This window comes from Arthrobacter sp. NPDC055585, assembly GCF_053619115.1.
Genome location: NZ_JBSHIT010000005.1, coordinates 57,999 through 75,299, shown reverse-complemented (window position 1 = coordinate 75,299; position 17,301 = coordinate 57,999). Strand labels below are relative to the sequence as shown.

Genomic DNA, 17,301 nt, shown 5'->3' with positions numbered 1-17,301 from the left:
TCCTCTTGTGTCGGTCAGAATTTGGTACCCCGCCCGGCAGCGGACAGAGCACCTCTGATATCAATTCTACCGTGCTAAGGGGACCTTTGCTGGCCAAAACACCCCTCCAGAGGCCATCAAAGCGGGCTTTGAGCCATTTTCACGCTGGCGAACGGCTCCGGATACCTCCTGAGGGGTTTGCAGCCCGCAAACCCGCACGGAGGGCGTGTGAACGCGAGCACAAAAACAGCGGTTTTTCAACAACTTTTTTCGCTCGCACCCCATCAGCCACTACCCGTAGGTGTCCCGCGGTCCTCGGCCCTTCACGCTGCGCAGGCCCTTGCGCCAGTTGGGTGCTGCCGGACCAATTACTTCAATCCGGGTGACGACGCCGGGGCCGAGTTCCGCGTCGAAGCGTTCAATCAGCGTCTGGCGCAGCAGCCGAAGCTGGGTGGCCCAGGCGGTGGAATCACAGCGGACCTGGACGGTGGTATCAGAGAAGGACTCCGGCTTGCAGTGCGCACTGACCTCCGCACCCACCAGTTCCTCCCAGCGGGAAATGACCGATCCCACCGCCACGGGGGAATTCCAGCCACGTTCATTGACGAACCGGCTGAAGACCTTGCCCAGTCCCTGCGGATCCCGTCCGGTGTATTCGCCCGGGATGAAGGGGGTTGCCCTGCGCGGCTGTTTGCGCCGGCTGGCCGGCATCCGCTGGTTGCCGCGGGCCTGCGCAGCCTGGCGCATCCGGTTCAGCTGTTCGCGGGCAGCGTCCGGCAGGTCGTTGGCCTCCGGCTCGCCGGCGCCCGGGCTCTCAGCCGGCGGCTGCACGGATTCCTCCTGGAATGACCGGTATCTGCTCCCCGGCCAGGGCCTCCGGGATGTCTTCGGCGACGGCGGCGGTCACCAGCACCTGTTCGGCCCCGGCAACGATTGCGGCAAGGCGTCCGCGGCGTCCGGCGTCGAGCTCGGCGAAAACGTCGTCCAGAATCAGGATGGGACCGGATCCCGGAGCCGGATCGTCATCCCGAAGCAGGTAGTAGGACGCCAGGCGCATGGACAGTGCCAGGGACCAGGTCTCCCCGTGCGAGGCATAGCCCTTCGCCGGTGCCTGGCCCAGGGACAGCTCAACGTCATCGCGGTGCGGGCCCACCAGGGAAATTCCGCGGTCAATCTCCCGCTTCCGGTTGGCAGCGAAAGCCTGCAGGAACCTCTTCCGCAGTTCCTCCTGCGTCAGTTCCAGCAGTTCCGCCGGGTCCGCGCCCCCGGGAGACGCGCCGTCGTCGTCCACTTCTCCCAGCAGCGTTGAACGGTACAGCCCCCGGGCCTGCTTGGAACCGTCGGTCAGGTCCTGGTAGGCGCCCTGCAGGTGCGGGCTGAGCCGGTCCAGTGCCTGCAGCCGTGCGGCAACCAGCTGGGCACCCGCCTCGGCCATGTGATGGTCCCAGACTTCAAGCGTCGCCTCGTGGGCGGAGGTGAAACGGCCGCTGATCCTGGCGGATTTCAGCAGTGCATTGCGCTGTTTGAGAACCCGCTCATAGTCGGCGCGCGTTGCAGCATGCCGGGGAACCAGGGAAACGATGAGGTCATCCAAGAACCGGCGCCGCGCAGACGGATCGCCCTTCACCAGGGCCAGGTCTTCCGGGGCGAAGAGTACGGTCCGGCAGATGCCCAGGATGTCCCGGGCCCGAACCGGATTGGCCCGGTTGATGCGTGCGCGGTTGGCCCGTCCGGGATTGATCTCGACTTCCAGTGCTGTGGCCTGGGTAGCGCGGACAATGCGGGCCCGGACCAGTGCCTGCTCGGCGTCGAACGCTACCAGCGGAGCATCGGAGCTGACCCGGTGGGAAGAGAGTGAAGCCAGATAGCCAATTGACTCAACGATGTTGGTTTTGCCCGTGCCGTTGGGGCCAACAAACACGCTGACTCCGGGGTTCAGGCTAAGGTCCAGCTGCTTGTAGCTGCGAAAACCGGTCAGGGAAAGGTAATCAACGTACACGCTGCTCCACCTGGGCCTGCCTTCCTGTCCTTGCGGATTCTCTGCTGCCGGACGCTGCCGGCAGCCCTTTCATCCAGCCTACCGCCGGTTACTCCGGGGCCCCGGATTCACCGATGGCCTGCTCAGCCGAAGACTGCGGGCGATCCGCCTGCGCCGGGCCGTCAGCCTGTTTTACGGCGTGGCCGCCAAACTGTCCGCGGAGCGCAGCGACGAGTTTCATAGCCGGAGAATCGTCCTGCCGGGAAGTGAAGCGGGCAAACACGGCAGCTGAGATGACGGGCGCCGGTACCTCAGCGGCCAGCGCTTCCTCAACACTCCAGCGTCCCTCCCCCGAATCCTCCACAAATCCGGCTATACGGCTCAGTCCGGGGTCGTCCTGCACTGCGCTCACAGCGAGTTCAAGCAGCCAGGACCTAATGACAGTTCCGCTTTGCCAGGCACGGAGTATGCCCGCAACGTCCCCGACGACCTCCTGGGATTCGAGCAGTTCGTATCCCTCGGCGTAGGCCTGCATCAGTCCGTATTCGATTCCGTTGTGAACCATCTTGGCGTAGTGCCCGGCGCCGGAGGCTCCAGCATGCACAAAACCATCGGCGCGTTCTCCGTCGGGACGGAGTGCGTCGAAAACCGGCATCGCTTCGGCGACGTCGGCGGCGTCGCCGCCGACCATAAGCCCGTAGCCGGTTTCCCTGCCCCAGATGCCCCCGGAAACACCACAGTCCAGGTACCGGATCCCCTCGGCCGCGAGTTTCTCAGCGTGTTTGCGGTCTTCGGTGTAGCGGGAGTTGCCGCCTTCAATGACGAGGTCTCCCTCATCAAGGATTTCGGCAAGGTCCGTGATGACCGCGGAGGTGGCTCCGCCGCTTGGGACCATCACCCACACAATCCGGGGAACAGTAAGAAGTTCTGCCAGTTCAGTGAGCGAGCCGGCGTCGGAAAGCACCGGGTTCCGGTCGAAGCCGGATACCTGGATGCCTTTGGACCGCAGCCGTTCCCTCATGGGCAGGCCCATTTTTCCCAGTCCGATCAGGCCAATGTGCATTTCGGTTCCTTCCTGTTCCGGTCCAGTGGTGTGGACTGAAGGCTCTCGAAATGCCGGTGAAAGCCTTACTGGTTGGGCAGCCGGACCGGCATCAGCAGGTACCGGTAATCTTCCTGGTCGTCGCCGGTGAGCTCTTCCTGAGCGGAAATCACAGCCGGCTTCGGCGGGGTGGTGAAGGAGAACCGCACATACTTGCTCGGGAAGGCACCAAGGCCTTCGCTGAGGTAGTGCGGGTTGAATGCCACGGTGATTTCGTCGCCGACAAGGGAAGCTTCCAGTGCTTCCGAGGCCTGTGCGTCCTCGCCGGTGCCGGCGTCGAGGGTTACCTGTCCGTCGGTGAAGGCAAGGCGGACCGGGGTGTTCCGTTCCGCGACGAGGGAGACACGGCGCACGGCCTCGACCAGCGCGTGGGTTTCAACCGTTGCGTGGATGGGCGTGTTTTCGGGGAAAAGAGAGCGGATCTTCGGGTAGTCACCGTCCACAAGCAGGGACGTTGTGCGGCGTCCGCCGCTCTCAAAGCCGATCAGCTCGCTGTCTGAAGACAGGGCAATGTTCAGGTCACCGCCGCCGCCAAGGGTTTTGGCAACTTCGTTCAGGGTCTTGGCCTTGACCAGGGCGGAAGTGGAGATGCCCGGGGTTGCCGGCTTCCACTGCAGTTCACGCAGTGCGAGCCGGTAACGGTCAGTGGCGAGGAACGTGATGAGGTCGTCTTCGATCTCCATGCGCACACCGGTGAGGATTGGCAGGGTGTCATCACGGCTTGCAGCGATGATCACCTGGGAAACAGCCTGGGCAAAGGCATCGCCGTCAACGACGCCGCTGACGTCAGGAAGCGCGGGAAGTTCCGGGTACTCGGAGACCGGCATGGTCGCGAGGTTGAACCGGCTGTTCCGGCAGGTCAGAGTGACCTTGGTTCCGTCCGTTTCGACTTCCACAGGAGCGGAGGGCAGGCTGCGGCAGATCTCAGCCAGGAGCCGGCCGGAAACCAGGATGGTTCCTTCGTCGGAGATATCTGCAGGGATCTGCAGCCGCGCGGAAATCTCGTAGTCGAAGCTGGCAATGCTCAGGGAGCCTGATTCGGCCTTGATCAGCAGGCCGGAAAGCACAGGAACCGGCGGACGGGGGGAGAGGGACCGTGCTGTCCACGTAACCGCCTCGGCCAGGACATCCCGCTCAACTCTGAACTTCACTGCAGGGTGCCGCCTTTCACAACGTACTTATCAGTACTACTGAACTTTCATGAACACGTGAGGGAGCAAATCGTGCGGCCGAGCCGCCCGGGCTGTCCGCCTGGGAATCACAACACTACTCTGTGCCAGCTTACCGCCAGCCGGGTTTTCCACGCACGGGGGTCCATCCCCTGAGGCATTGTGCGATTGCCCAATGGGGATCGGAGGGCTTCAAAGAACATCCGGAGGATGGGTACCGGGAAGGTCGGATGTTTGGCGTAGAAGGTCAGATGTTATTTGGTGGAACCCAAATTCTTAAGATTCGTAGTGTTAATAACTCCTGTGGATACTGTGGACAACTCGCCCCTCCGGCCCGGATCTGCGTTTTAAGCCTGTTGATAACTTGTGGATGGTCAGCCTACGCGCTGAGGCCGGGTGTTGGGAACTTTTTGAGCATTCCGCGTATCCACAGGGAAGTCCTCGTAGTTCAGAGTTGTCCACCGAGTTATCCACACCCTTGTCCACATCTGTTAATTTCGAGCCCCTTCGGGGCCCTTACATCCCTGCACTGGCGCGGATTTTCTAGGCTTCGCGCTGCTGCTGCTTGATCCGGTTCGTCAGTTCCGTGACCTGGTTGTAGATGGCGCGGCGTTCAGCCATAAGCTCCCGGATCTTCCGGTCGGCGTGAATCACTGTGGTGTGGTCGCGTCCGCCGAGCTCCTGCCCGATCTTCGGCAGGGACATATCGGTAAGCTCCCGGCACAGGTACATGGCGATCTGACGTGCGGTCACGAGGGTGCGGGTACGGGACTTGCTGCACAGCTCTTCCAGGCTGATCTGGAAGTAGGCGGCCGTCTGTCCCAGGATTGACGCTGCGGTGATTTCCTGGGCGCCGTCGTCGGTAATGAGGTCCTTGAGCACAATCTCGGCAAGTCCCACATCGACCTGCTGGCGGTTGAGGCTCGCAAAGGCAGTGACCCGGATCAGGGCACCTTCAAGTTCGCGGATGTTGGTGGAGATCTTGGAAGCGATGTACTCCAGGACATCATCCGGGGCGCTGAGCGAATCCCCGATGGCCTTCTTGCGCAGAATCGCGATCCGGGTTTCGAGTTCCGGGGGCTGGACGTCGGTGAGCAGGCCCCACTCAAACCGGGACCGCATGCGCTCTTCGAAGCCCGAAAGCTGCTTGGGCGGCAGGTCGGAGGTGATTACCACCTGCTTGTTGTGGTTGTGCAGGGCATTGAAGGTGTGGAAGAACTCTTCCTGCGTTGCGTCCTTGTTTGCCAGGAACTGGATGTCATCGATCAGCAGGATGTCCACGTTCCGGTAGAGCTGCTTGAAGCTGGCTCCCTCGTCGTACCGGATCGAGTTGATGAAGTCATTGGTGAACTCTTCGGAGTTCACATACCTGACCCGGATGCCGGTATAGAGGTGGCGGGCGTAGTGGCCGATTGCGTGCAGCAGGTGTGTCTTGCCGAGGCCGGAATCACCATAGATAAAGAGCGGGTTGTAGGCCTTGGCGGGAGCCTCCGCCACAGCAACCGCAGCTGCATGGGCGAACCTGTTGGAGGATCCAATGACGAAGGTCTCAAAAACGTACTTGGGATTCAGCCGGCCGAATTCCTGCGAGGTGCTCGGCGGGGTGGGGGACGGAGCGCTTTCGCCCGACGGCACCGGAGACGGAGCGCTTTCTTCCGGCTCGGGCTCAGGTTCGGCCTGCACAACCGGCGTCAGATCGGCATCGATCACAAATGCGCACTGGATGTCGGCCTGGAAGACGGTCTTCAGGACCTCATCGAGGATGTTCTTCAGCTGGGTCTGAAGGACTTCACGGGTGAGCTCGTTGGGAACAGCCACCAGCAGGGTAGTGCCGATCAGGCCCTGTGCCTGGGCCAGAACCACGAATCCGCGCTGCCGGGGCGAGACCCTGTCATCGGTCTCCAGCGTTCGGATGACCTTGCGCCAAGAGCTGCCGACATCGTTGATTTCGTCCGTACCCACAAAAACCTCTCGTGACGCCCGCAGTGGGCGGTCTAAGAAACCGGGATCCAGGCCTGGATTCCGGAGGGCTCATCCACAGAGTTATACACAGCCGTGGATAAAACGCCCCGCGCCAAGCCTAGATCAAGATTTACCGTGCCGGTAGCTGGATTCCTGCGGCCCCGCGCTACTTGGGACGTCACTCACAATGCCATGTATTGGAGTACTCTGAAGGACTTGTCCACAGGTGTTGAGAACTGGGCCCCCACAGGCACTGGAAGCCCGGTTTGACTGGAAACTGGGTCTCACCTAACGTTGAGTAGTCCTTTGTGTCTGCTATTTGCACTCATTCATGCCCATCAGGGTTCTGGGAATCAGGGTCCAGGTCCGGGTTGAGTGCACGGCGTCACATGAAATAGCGCCGCTTGTGCTTCCCCCTTGATGCAGCAAGCGCCAGCGCAGATCGTCTTGGAGTAACCACCGTGAGCAAGCGGACTTTTCAGCCGAATAACCGCCGTCGTGCCAAGAAGCACGGCTTCCGCCTTCGCATGCGTACCCGTGCCGGCCGTGCCATTCTTTCCGCACGCCGTGCAAAGGGCCGCACCGAACTGTCGGCGTAAACAGCCTTAGGTTTGCCGATGCTGCATAAGCAGCTCAGTCCCCTCCCCTTGGCGTCCTGAATGCTGGCCGCAAGGAACCGGGTACGGTCGTCGGCGGATTTTTCCCATACCGTACGTTCCGGTGCCCGAAGTGGGCGCCGGAACGTAGTCTTATATGCAGTGCCAAACCCGGCCGCGCCCACGCGCGTCGGGTTCATTGTGTCGAAAGCCGTTGGGAACGCCGTGACACGCAACCTCGTTAAGAGAAGACTGAGAGAAGCAGCAGCGCAGAGCCTGGCAGAAAACCCCACCGGGTTGGACATCGTCGTCAGAGCGCTGCCGCCGTCGGCGTCAGCGTCGTGGGCGCAGTTGAGCGCCGACTACGCGGGTGCCCTCTCTGCATGTTTGAACAAGCTTTCCCGGCAAGATCCACACAGATGAGGGAGGGGCAGACCATGGGCCGCACCGGTGATCCGGCGAAGGCCTCTGTCAGTGCTGCCTTTTTCCGGCGCATCCTGCTCTTTATCTGGCATCTGCCCCGAAACCTTCTCATCGGTTTCCTCATCGCCTACCGCAAGGTAGTCTCCCCGCTCTACGGACCCGTATGCCGTTTCTTCCCCTCCTGCTCGGCATATGCCCTTGAGGCCATAACGGTGCATGGTGCGGTCAAGGGCACGTGGCTCGCCGCCCGGCGGCTGGTCCGCTGCCACCCGTGGAACGACGGCGGAGTGGACCATGTACCCGAAGGCCGCCGGATCTGGCCCCAGGAGTCAGTCCCCAAGATTATTGTGCTGAATCATCCCGTGATTCCGGCAGACGAAGACAGCCGCTCGGCGGCTTGAGGAGTGTAAATGGGTTTCTTCGACACGATCATGTTTCCATTCAAGTGGGTGGTGTCATGGATCATGTGGATCTTCCACGAGGGATTTGTCTTCCTCGGGATGGATGCCGCCTCCGGCTGGACCTGGACACTGTCCATCATTGGTCTGGTTATCGTCATCCGGGCTGCCCTGATTCCGGTCTTCGTCAAGCAGATCAAGGCACAGCGGGGGATGCAGTCCCTGCAGCCTGACCTGCGCAAGCTGCAGCAGAAGTACAAGGGCAAGACAGACCAGCTCTCGCGCCAGGCAATGACGCAGGAACAGATGGCGCTGTACAAGAAGCACGGCACCAACCCCTTCGCGGCCTGCCTGCCGATGCTGATCCAGATGCCGTTCTTCTTCGCCCTGTTCCAGGTGCTTAACGGTGTTTCCAACGCCAGCTCCGGCGGCGAGGGCATCGGCGCACTGAGCCACGACGCCGTCGTCCAGTTTGACGAAGCGACCATCCTGGGCGCCCCGCTTTCCTCCTCGCTGCTCCATGGTTTCGGCACCGAGGGCCATACCTCCGTCATCGTTCTTTCGATCATCATGATCGTTGCCATGACGGCTTCGCAGTTCATCACGCAGAAGCAGATCATGTCCAAGAACATGTCTGAAGAAGCGCTGCAGAGCCCGTTCATGCGCCAGCAGAAGATGATGCTCTACGTACTGCCGCTGGTATTCGGCGTCGGCGGCATCAACTTCCCGATCGGCGTCCTGATCTACTGGACAACCACCAACCTGTGGACCATGGCCCAGCAGTTCTTCGTGATTCGCCGCATGCCCACTCCCGGGTCCCCCGCCGCAAAGGCACTGGCCGAGCGCCGTGCGCGCAAGGGCCTGCCCATGGTTCCGCTGCTGGGTGAGAAGAAGACCGAGCCGGCCGAAGAAGTACCCGTCCCCGCCAAGGGCCAGCGCCAGCAGCCCCAGCGCAAGAACAGGAAGAAAAGATGAGCACTGAGCACGTCGATGAGACCGTGGAAGAACTGTCTGAGCCTGCCGGGAACGGCGCTGTGAGCCGCCTGGAAGAAGAAGGCGACGTCGCTGCCGACTATCTTGAGGAACTGCTGGACATTGCCGATATCGATGGTGATATCGACATCGAGGTACGCAGCGGCCGGACCTACATCTCGGTGGTCTCCGAAGAGGGCGACGACTCCGGGCTGCAGGCTCTGGTTGGACACGACGGCGAGGTCCTGGAAGCTCTGCAGGAACTCACCCGCCTCTCCGTGCTGACAGCTACGGACAGCCGTTCACGCCTGGTGCTGGACATCTCCGGCTACCGCAAGGAACGCAGTGAAGAGCTGCACCGTATTGCCGAAGACGCCGTCTCCCGTGCCAAGACCTCCGGCACGGACGTGGCACTGGCTCCGATGAGTGCCTACGAACGCAAGATTGTGCACGACGCCGTTGCTGAGCTTGGGCTCGTCAGCGAGTCCGAAGGCGAAGGCGCGGGCCGGCACATCGTAGTATCCCTTCCCGACGCCTAATATCGCCGGGGCCGGATCTGCCAAGGCTCTTCTAAGACAAGGACTGTTTTTACGTGGTTGAGATTACGCCGGCCGAGCACTCGGCGGCGGTTCAGGTTTTTGGTGCCCGCCTGCCGCTGGCGGAACGATATGTTGAGCACCTGGCAACATCCGGCATGGAACGGGGGCTTCTTGGCCCCCGTGAAGTTCCCCGGTTGTGGAGCCGGCATGTGCTCAACTGCGCCGTTGTAGCTGATCTCATCCCCCAGTCCAGCAAGGTTGCCGACGTCGGATCGGGCGCCGGCCTGCCGGGCCTTTGCCTGGCGATAGCGCGTCCGGACCTGTCCATGACCCTCATTGAACCGCTGGAACGGCGCGTGACGTGGCTCAACGAGGTCATTGACGATCTGGGGCTTGATAACGTGAGCGTGATCCGCGGCCGGGCGGAGCAGGTAGTGGGCAAGGTCAAGGTTGATGTTGTGACCGCACGTGCTGTTTCCGCCCTGTCCGGTCTGGTGGGACTCACCATTCCGCTGCTGGGCGGTTCCGGGGAGGTGCTCGCTATCAAGGGCAGGAGCGCCGCTGAGGAGATTGAGAAGGCGGCGAAGCAGATCCGCCGCCTCGGCGGTAAGGAAACCTCGGTGGTCACCGCCGGGGAAGACGTTCTCGAGGAACACACCACAGTCGTACGCATTGTGGTCTAGTGCCGGACGGCGGCTATCCGCTGTCCACACACCCGGACCGATCCCGGATTTTGGCGGGGCAGCCGATAGGCTAGTGCCAGTAATGCCTTATGTTGTGAAAGTGAGCATGTCCCGGTGAGTGTGCGCGATTCTGCCGCAAAACGAATTCCCCCCTTTGCGGCGCTTGGCTCTGCCTTCTCGTCACCTTTTTCCAGGTCCCAACCTGAACCGGTTGAGGATCCGAAAAGCCACTTGCCTGTTTCACGTGAAACAGGACATGCTGTTGCAACACAGTCTGCCGGTGCATTCCATGTGCCTGATCCCGAGACCAGCGAAGGTGGTGTAGCCGGCCAGGCGGTCCTCCCGTCCGAGTCGGTAGACGTTATGGACCTGATGGACGAAAGCACACCCCTGGCCCGTGAACTCGCCAGCGAGACGCGCCGGCGGGAGAAGCTGCGGGGCCGCGTGCTGCCGCGCCCGGCTGAGACTCGGATCATGACGGTCAGTAACCAGAAGGGCGGCGTCGGCAAGACCACCACCACGGTTAACCTCGCCGCTGCCCTCGCTACCGCAGGCCTGAACGTAATGGTGATAGACATTGACCCCCAGGGCAATGCCTCCACCGCTCTCGGGATCGATCACCGGGCTGACGTCGAGAGCATCTATGACGTCCTGATCGATGATCTCCCGCTCGGAAAAGTCGTGGCACAGTGCCCCGACATCAAGAACCTCATATGCGCTCCGGCGACGATCCACCTGGCCGGCGCCGAGATCGAACTTGTTTCGCTCGTCGCGCGGGAGCAGCGGCTGCGGCGGGCAATCGATGTGTACGCCGCAGAACGCAAGGCAGCTGGCGAAGAGCGCTTGGATTACATCTTCATCGACTGCCCGCCCAGTCTGGGCCTGCTAACCGTGAATGCCTTCGTCGCGGCACGGGAAGTGCTGATCCCGATCCAGTGCGAGTACTACGCGCTGGAAGGCCTGAGCCAGCTGCTGAAGAACATTGAAATGATCCAGAAGCACCTCAATGCCGATCTGGTAGTTTCGACCATCCTGCTGACCATGTACGACGGACGCACTAATCTTGCTGCCCAGGTAGCAGCGGAGGTACGTGAGCACTTCCCGCAGCAGGTCCTTTCCGCCGTGGTTCCGAGGTCCGTCCGTATTTCTGAGGCGCCGAGCTACCAGCAGACCGTGATGACCTATGATCCGTCCTCGACGGGGGCACTGTCCTATCTGGAAGCCGCTGCAGAAATCGCTCAGCGCTCCGTCTAGACACTCCCTCCGGGGTCCCGGCCGTTCGGAACGGCGAACCGTAGAATACTCTCACAATCAATCCATGCCGCTTGCTGTGTGCATAAGGGAAGGACTTATCCATGACCGAAAAGCGTCGTGGTTTGGGCCGTGGTCTGGGTGCGTTGATCCCCAGTACTGCTGAGTCTGTCGAAGCTACCGAGGGCAGCCAGCCTGCGCGTTCAGGCCGGCCTGTTGATCTGTTCTTTACATCCGTGGGCGACGAGGCCCTGCCGGGCCGGTCGGCAGGACCGAGGCGGGGAGCCGGAATCAACAAAGATGCGTTGCGGGCTCCGGCGAAGAAGAAGCCTGCAACCCGTACAGCTTCATCCCGCACGGTGAAATCCGGTGAGAAGGACACGGATACCAAGACTACGGAGCTTGAAACGAATGCTTCGGGGGAACTGGATTCTCCCGTTGAGGCCGTCGAGAAGGCCGAGAAGGCGCCTGCTAAGCCTCGGACACGAAAGGTGGCTCCTAAGGCCGCCAGTAGCTCCTCCAAGGCTGCTGAAGAGGTCTCAGAGTCGTCTTCCGGGGCAGGGGATGGCGTCCAGGCGGCAGAGTTGCCAGCCGAGCCGGCTGCACCTTCGGATTCAGAAATGGATGAAGTTTCACGTGAAACATTGATGGAAGTTCCGGGCGCGCGTTTCGCTGAACTGCCCATCGATTCCATTCACCCGAACCGGAAGCAGCCCCGCAGTGTCTTCGATGAAGATGACATGTCGGAGCTGGTGCACTCGATCCGTGAGATCGGCGTGCTGCAGCCGATCGTGGTTCGTCCTTCGGCTGAAGGAGATGCCGAGCACCCGTACGAGCTCGTTATGGGTGAGCGACGTTGGCGGGCGAGCCGAGAAGCAGGTCTGTCGGCAGTCCCCGCCATCATTCGATCCACTCAGGACGTTGATCTCCTGCGGGACGCACTCCTGGAGAACCTGCACCGCAGCCAGCTCAACCCGCTCGAAGAAGCAGCGGCCTACCAGCAGCTCCTGGATGACTTCGAGTGCTCCCACGAAGAGCTCGCCGAGCGGATTGGCCGCTCCCGACCGCAGATTTCCAACACACTACGGTTGATGAAGCTGCCTCCGTTGGTGCAGCGACGCCTCGCAGCGGGTGTGCTGTCGGCAGGGCATGCACGCGCTCTGCTCGGTCTGAATGACCCGGCTGAGATGGAGAAGCTGGCACAGAAGATTGTGGCGGAGGGAATGTCCGTACGCGCCACTGAAGAAGTTGTGTCGCTGTCCGATGGAATTCGCCGGCCCACTAAGGAGTCGAAGCCCAAGGTAGGGGCACGGCACGAGCGGCTCGATTACCTGGCCAACTCACTATCTGACCGGCTCGATACTAACGTCAAGATCACGCTCGGTGCCCGAAAGGGCAAGGTCAGCATTGAGTTTGCCAGTGTGGATGATCTCAATCGGATCATGACCGTCCTGAATCCTGGTCAAGAATCCTAATTTGAAGAAGTTAGAAGGCGGGCCCGTTTCACGTGAAACGGGCCCCGCTTTTCTTTGACGGACTGTCCCTATGGACGGGGTACCGCAGTTAGAGCGGAATGACGTACGATCCGCAGGCTTGCAAGCCTCATCATGGTTCCACGGCTGTGAACTCCCAGGCCTAGTACCGCATCATCAACGGGACGAGGTCGGCGCAATGCCTGCCAAGACAGCGTTTCACGTGAAACCCGGCTATATGCGGGTGTCGAGTATCTAGCCTGCAGAGTGACGAGTCTCGCCGCGACACTCGGCCGAATGACGGGGATTTGCCTAGCGTTAAATTTTGGGCGGTTCTTCGTAGGGGCAGAAGTATGGCTGACCGCTGGCCGGCCATGGGTCTCCATAGGGATATCGTCGTCAGGCGCCGTCCTGAAGGCGCTGGCGACACACTGGCTGGCCCGTAGCTCGGCGTGTTTCACGTGAAACATAGTGGAGTCAGTACTACTCGGCCCACCGCCGCAGAGATAGTCCCCGTAGGGCCCTCCCGGCGAAGTCCATCCATAGTCCCCGCTCGACAGCCAGGTGGTGGGCAGCGGGTCGCTAAGGACTGCGTCTATCAGCTAATAACGGTAGTGTACGTGTTTCTCGTCTTGAACTGCTAGCCTCCGGTAGCTTCATAGAGGGCCATTAGGAGCATCCGCCACCCAGGAACCGCGCAGTGCTGCCGTGGTGGTGTTCTTCGCCGGCTTCCTGGTCCATAGAAGGCTTCTACGGGGCAGAGTCGACTGAGAGGGCTGGATGCAGGTTCATTCGACCGGACCCATGTCTGTTTGTGGCGGGCGCTGCTCGGAGGCACTGTACACGTTCACGGGGAACTGACACTTGGTTGTCGGTGCGAAGGCGGCGCCTCGACGATGTTCCACGTGAAACAGCACCGCACGTCGGAGCCATCCGGTCGACGGAACAGTAAACTTCCCTGCATCGTCTGTCCAGGGATGTACTTTCTCGACGACGGCTGCATCGCCCCTTAGTGTTTCGGCCAGTTGTGTGGACGTTGTCCGAGTTTGCAACACTGCCTGGAGAACAGACGGATGGTCAATTGAAACGCTAGTCCGCTTTGAGGGCGGGCATCCACGGTCTCTGGATGATGGGTTACCCCGCAGGTAGCGCTTCCTTAGCTTGCGCGCAAGGACCTCCCGGTTTCACGTGAAACAGTCGTTCATGCGGCCGATGCCTATCGCATCTGGACGTGAAGGGCCGATTTAGCGACCCACTGAACATAGATGGCGATTCAGAATCCACTGTCTGGCACTGTAAACAACGGACCTTATTACACAGAACGACAGAACCACGGAACCGCAGAACCACGGAACGACAGAACCACAGAACGGCAGAAATGCAGAAGCTGGAACTGAAGAGGGGACAAGACGACTAGTCCATAGCAGCCGTAGTCCAGGCCGTGCCTGATGATGGATAGTAGAGCGGGACGGCGCTGTTTCACGTGAAACACAGATTCGAGGCAGAAGTTAGTACGTGACGAGAGTGGACCTGTGTTCGTATGTCAGCGCACATGGTTTCTCACCCCGCCAGGGCGGCGCCAACGGATAGACATGGAGCGTACCAGCCATAGACCGGCCGTGTACGTGTAGGAGGCGTCTGGTGTCGGTTACGCCATGGTGTCGACGGAAGGCTTCGAACCAACTGATCTGTCTATCAACTTCAGACCGCTGGAGGACTAGCTGAGGTCGGAGATGTCCTGAACGGTCAGGGTCAGCAGGAAAAACAAGCGGGGGTGTGGCGTGAACTATCCCTGCGGACATGGCCAAGACTTGAAGGTCAATCCGCCCACCCCTCCTCGCATCCGCATCTGGGACCGCCGTCGTGAGGCTACACCTTAGGCCAACGCGCTCTGCGACGATCTCATTGGCCTCCCGTGCTGTTTCACGTGAAACGGGTACCTGGCGACACTGTTTCCCCCGGGCGTGCCTCTATCGTCCCTCGGTGGCACTACCGCTCAGTGAACGTGCAGTGACGCCCTGGTATTCGGCATGCTCAGCTCACGCCCCTCCGTTCATTACAACTAATTCAGTCATCACGGAAGTGATAACAATTCAAAGGAACTTGCCGAGTAGCGGACCTTAGGGTGGGAGTGGGGGGCAGAGGGGATCGGGCAACTTTGCCCGCGCCGCGGGAGTCTCCGATTCCTAACCGAGGACCGGCAGCTGCGCGCCGGCAGCGTCGCACACACGTACTGTTTCACGCGAAACAGGAAGCAGGCGGCAGTTCCAGACCTCAGATAGGGCGGTACGCAGCACACTCCCACTAGTCTTGGGAACGCCTGATGCCCTGCACAGAGATGGCCGCATGAGCGGATCCACGTACCCCTCCGGCTGGGACGGCACCACTCGGCGGCCGCCCCCCTTCCCTGGGAACGTTGCAGAGCGCTGCCTAGGGCAGTGGCGTACTGAGGAGCGAAAGGTACTTGCTAGACCTATCGACCTGGACCATGTGGTGCAAGTGGACCGGCCGCCGATCACAGTGCTAGCGATACCGGTGCACGGCCGAGGTCGGCTGAGGTCGGCGTCCGGAAACTCATGTCCGCTCCTAGTGGGTGGCGGGCGAACTCCGCCGATCACTGAGTGACGGCGGCCTTTGCCTCCTCAATGGTTGTGAACGGTGGACTTCCCTATCGAGTGCAGGATCCTGGTGTCCGCGTGCTGGTCTATAGGCTGCCGGGCCGTCGGTCGGGCTGGGACGTATGGTTGCCGCGGTGTCCATCTCTGTTGATTCCCCGCATTACCTGGGACTCATTCAACACGTACATTGCCCGCTCCACAGTGCAATCATGTGCGTCGCCAGCCGAATAGCCAATCGCCTTGGTCTCAGGAGGCGGGTGGAGGTCAGCACGTACCAGTGCGGAGGAACTCCGGCTTGGCCCATTGCTCCTGTCGGGTGGGAGTCCCGGACGTGCCCCTGTCGTTTCACGTGAAACAAGACCGTCGATCCAGCGATACAGTGATGGCTCGGAGTTTGTCAGGCTCTTGAGCTGCCGACCGCCATGCTGCAGCCCGGTCACCGGAACCGTCCCATTGTTGTTTCCCGACGCATGTACGTCCAAACAGAAGCCCAGTGCCCCAGGAGGGAGACGCCCCTCATGTCGTCTCTGCGTATCCGTCCGTCCCGAACCAGGTAGTTTCCGGGAGCAAAACAAGTAGCCTTACGGGTCGCCGTGCGTACTCGCAGATCAGCAGCAGAAGTGTCAGAAGCCCACACGGGTCACCGGGTGATGCTGTAACAAAGATGAATGAGGCGGTTGCCGATGACTATCTCGGGATCATTCAACGTTTGCGGTGTATCGACGGCGCCGAAGCACGGTCTGCCGGACCCCATGCCTACGGGCACTACATCCATACACACCTCGTCGACCAGTCCGGCAGCGAAGACCCGTCCGCCAACGTTGCCGGCGGCGACTTCCACGATCCGGTCACCTGCCAGTTCCCGGGCGGCAGCAACGGCCGCCTCGACGCCATCGACAAAGTGGAACGAGCCCTCCGGGTTCCAACCCTGTGGGAGCGGCCGATGCGACACAACCACTACATGATCAACACCGGAGGGCGGAACTCCATCCCAGCCGTCCATCAGTTCGAAGACCCGGCGTCCGGTGATCGTAACCCCAATCTGGTCCCAGTGCCGGTGCGTGTAGTCGAAAGATGACTGAGTCACTTTCAACCGCCCGCTGTCATCCAGAGGGACATCTCCGCTAGACAGTCGCGAAAAGGGTGCCGGGCTGATCGTCGTCGTCAGCGATGTATGCGTCGACGGACACCGAGCGGTACAGAACCACCGTTTCCATGATGTTCTTCGGCATCGGGGTGACAGAGACTAAGCACAGCCCTCAGGTTTCCTCTGGCTAGAGCAGGACCCAGGCCAGGACTTCCGGTCCCGCAGCCGCTTCAGCAGACAGAAGCCCCGGCAGTCAGGGCCAACATCAGCCGGGGGCACCCGGACCGCCGTGTCCGGACACGATCTCTGTCAGGGCCGCGATATGACTGCGATAAGCTCTGGCACCGGCCTTGGTCAGGCTCAGCCAAGTCTTCCTGGAGTCGAGTTTCCCGCGTTCCTGATGCACGTAACCGGAGTCCACCAGGACCGAAACCTGTTTGCTGAAGGCCGAGGGCGAGAGCCCAAGGGCTGTCCGGACCACAGCGGTCTCCACAGAGGTGCCGGCGGCAAGCATGGCGCATAGCTGCAGCCGGGCGGTGGGATGAATTATCGGATCCAGTTCAGCTTTCACCGGCGCGTTCCCCGGTAATGCAGCACGGACCCTACGGCGTAACTAACCACGGTTCCGGCTGCGCAGATCCAGACAAGCCAAGTGGCTCCTGACCCGCCGGCCACGATAGCGGCAGTGAGGAATGCCGCGGACATTGCCACGCAGACCAGGAAACCGAGGCTGCGCGGGACGGCGAACGGTGCGCCCATCCGCAACCCTGCCCAGTAGTTGAAAACGCAGATAATCAGGACGAGAAGAACCAAGAGTCCGGAAGCGGCGGGCGAACCCAGCAGCGGGAGCAGGGCTGCGGCACCAAGGAGGCTGCCGTTGGCGGTGTACAGCCACCAGGGCCAGGGGAGACCGAGTATGGCCTCCTGAGCGTTCCTGGCGGCATTGAGGTCCGCCGCAGCCCGGCGGCCGTCGGGGCGAGGTCCGGTAGTTTCCATGGCGGAAACGATACGACTTAGTTTCCCGGTTGGAAAGAGTAATGCCGTGCAGACCTGGTTCCAGGTCTGCACGGCA

15 protein-coding genes and 1 pseudogene are annotated in these 17,301 nt (G+C 61.3%); 8 read left to right on the top strand and 8 right to left on the bottom strand.

What is annotated here, in order from left to right; all coding sequences use genetic code 11:
* Positions 1-270: 270 nt before the first annotated feature.
* The 5 genes from ACWGQ2_RS10070 to dnaA form a co-directional block, all read right to left on the bottom strand.
* Positions 271-810, bottom strand: a complete 540-nt coding sequence (locus tag ACWGQ2_RS10070; RefSeq protein WP_452016820.1) for a DUF721 domain-containing protein — start codon at positions 808-810, stop codon at positions 271-273.
* A complete protein-coding gene (recF, locus tag ACWGQ2_RS10065) occupies positions 794-1,978 on the bottom strand; it encodes a DNA replication/repair protein RecF (protein WP_452016818.1) in 1,185 nt (394 codons plus the stop codon). The genes ACWGQ2_RS10070 and recF overlap by 17 nt, the downstream gene beginning before the upstream one ends.
* Positions 1,979-2,066: 88 nt before the next feature.
* Positions 2,067-3,020, bottom strand: coding sequence for a phosphogluconate dehydrogenase (NAD(+)-dependent, decarboxylating) (gnd, locus tag ACWGQ2_RS10060; RefSeq protein WP_452016816.1), 954 nt, complete (start codon positions 3,018-3,020; stop codon positions 2,067-2,069).
* A gap of 65 nt (positions 3,021-3,085) precedes the next feature.
* The gene (gene dnaN / locus ACWGQ2_RS10055; RefSeq protein ID WP_452016814.1) at positions 3,086-4,210 is read right to left on the bottom strand and encodes a DNA polymerase III subunit beta; all 1,125 of its coding nucleotides are present in this window, start codon (positions 4,208-4,210) and stop codon (positions 3,086-3,088) included.
* 561 nt (positions 4,211-4,771) lie between these two features.
* Positions 4,772-6,190, bottom strand: a complete 1,419-nt coding sequence (gene dnaA, locus ACWGQ2_RS10050; protein WP_452016812.1) for a chromosomal replication initiator protein DnaA — start codon at positions 6,188-6,190, stop codon at positions 4,772-4,774.
* 461 nt (positions 6,191-6,651) lie between these two features.
* Between dnaA and rpmH the strand changes: the two genes are divergently transcribed.
* The 8 genes from rpmH to ACWGQ2_RS10010 all read left to right on the top strand — a co-directional run bounded on the left by rpmH (position 6,652) and on the right by ACWGQ2_RS10010 (position 12,527).
* Complete coding sequence (gene rpmH, locus ACWGQ2_RS10045) at positions 6,652-6,789, top strand: 50S ribosomal protein L34 (RefSeq protein WP_022889115.1); 138 nt, start codon at positions 6,652-6,654, stop codon at positions 6,787-6,789.
* A 60-nt stretch (positions 6,790-6,849) separates the two neighbouring features.
* Positions 6,850-7,209, top strand: a complete 360-nt coding sequence (gene rnpA, locus ACWGQ2_RS10040; protein ID WP_452016808.1) for a ribonuclease P protein component — start codon at positions 6,850-6,852, stop codon at positions 7,207-7,209.
* Positions 7,210-7,223: 14 nt separating this feature from the next.
* Positions 7,224-7,610, top strand: a complete 387-nt coding sequence (gene yidD, locus ACWGQ2_RS10035) for a membrane protein insertion efficiency factor YidD (protein WP_452016806.1) — start codon at positions 7,224-7,226, stop codon at positions 7,608-7,610.
* Between the two features lie 9 nt (positions 7,611-7,619).
* The gene (yidC, locus tag ACWGQ2_RS10030) at positions 7,620-8,582 is read left to right on the top strand and encodes a membrane protein insertase YidC (RefSeq protein WP_452016804.1); all 963 of its coding nucleotides are present in this window, start codon (positions 7,620-7,622) and stop codon (positions 8,580-8,582) included.
* Positions 8,579-9,118 carry a Jag family protein gene (locus ACWGQ2_RS10025; RefSeq protein WP_452016802.1) on the top strand — a complete coding sequence of 180 codons (540 nt, stop codon included), beginning with the start codon at positions 8,579-8,581 and terminating at the stop codon, positions 9,116-9,118. The genes yidC and ACWGQ2_RS10025 overlap by 4 nt, the downstream gene beginning before the upstream one ends.
* A gap of 53 nt (positions 9,119-9,171) precedes the next feature.
* Positions 9,172-9,801 (top strand): 16S rRNA (guanine(527)-N(7))-methyltransferase RsmG, encoded by a 630-nt coding sequence (gene rsmG, locus ACWGQ2_RS10020; protein WP_452016800.1) that lies wholly within the window; start codon positions 9,172-9,174, stop codon positions 9,799-9,801.
* 291 nt (positions 9,802-10,092) lie between these two features.
* A complete protein-coding gene (locus ACWGQ2_RS10015; RefSeq protein WP_452016798.1) occupies positions 10,093-11,055 on the top strand; it encodes a ParA family protein in 963 nt (320 codons plus the stop codon).
* A gap of 101 nt (positions 11,056-11,156) precedes the next feature.
* Positions 11,157-12,527: a ParB/RepB/Spo0J family partition protein gene (locus ACWGQ2_RS10010; RefSeq protein ID WP_452016796.1), complete on the top strand. Its 1,371-nt coding sequence runs from the start codon at positions 11,157-11,159 to the stop codon at positions 12,525-12,527.
* 3,255 nt (positions 12,528-15,782) lie between these two features.
* Here the strand turns inward: ACWGQ2_RS10010 and ACWGQ2_RS10005 are convergent.
* The 3 genes and pseudogenes from ACWGQ2_RS10005 to ACWGQ2_RS09995 form a co-directional block, all read right to left on the bottom strand.
* Positions 15,783-16,359, bottom strand: a pseudogene (locus ACWGQ2_RS10005) (dihydrofolate reductase).
* A gap of 135 nt (positions 16,360-16,494) precedes the next feature.
* Complete coding sequence (locus tag ACWGQ2_RS10000) at positions 16,495-16,800, bottom strand: transcriptional regulator (protein WP_452016794.1); 306 nt, start codon at positions 16,798-16,800, stop codon at positions 16,495-16,497.
* Positions 16,797-17,225, bottom strand: a complete 429-nt coding sequence (locus ACWGQ2_RS09995) for a hypothetical protein (RefSeq protein ID WP_452016792.1) — start codon at positions 17,223-17,225, stop codon at positions 16,797-16,799. Before ACWGQ2_RS09995 ends, ACWGQ2_RS10000 begins: the two co-directional genes overlap by 4 nt.
* Positions 17,226-17,301 lie beyond the last annotated feature (76 nt).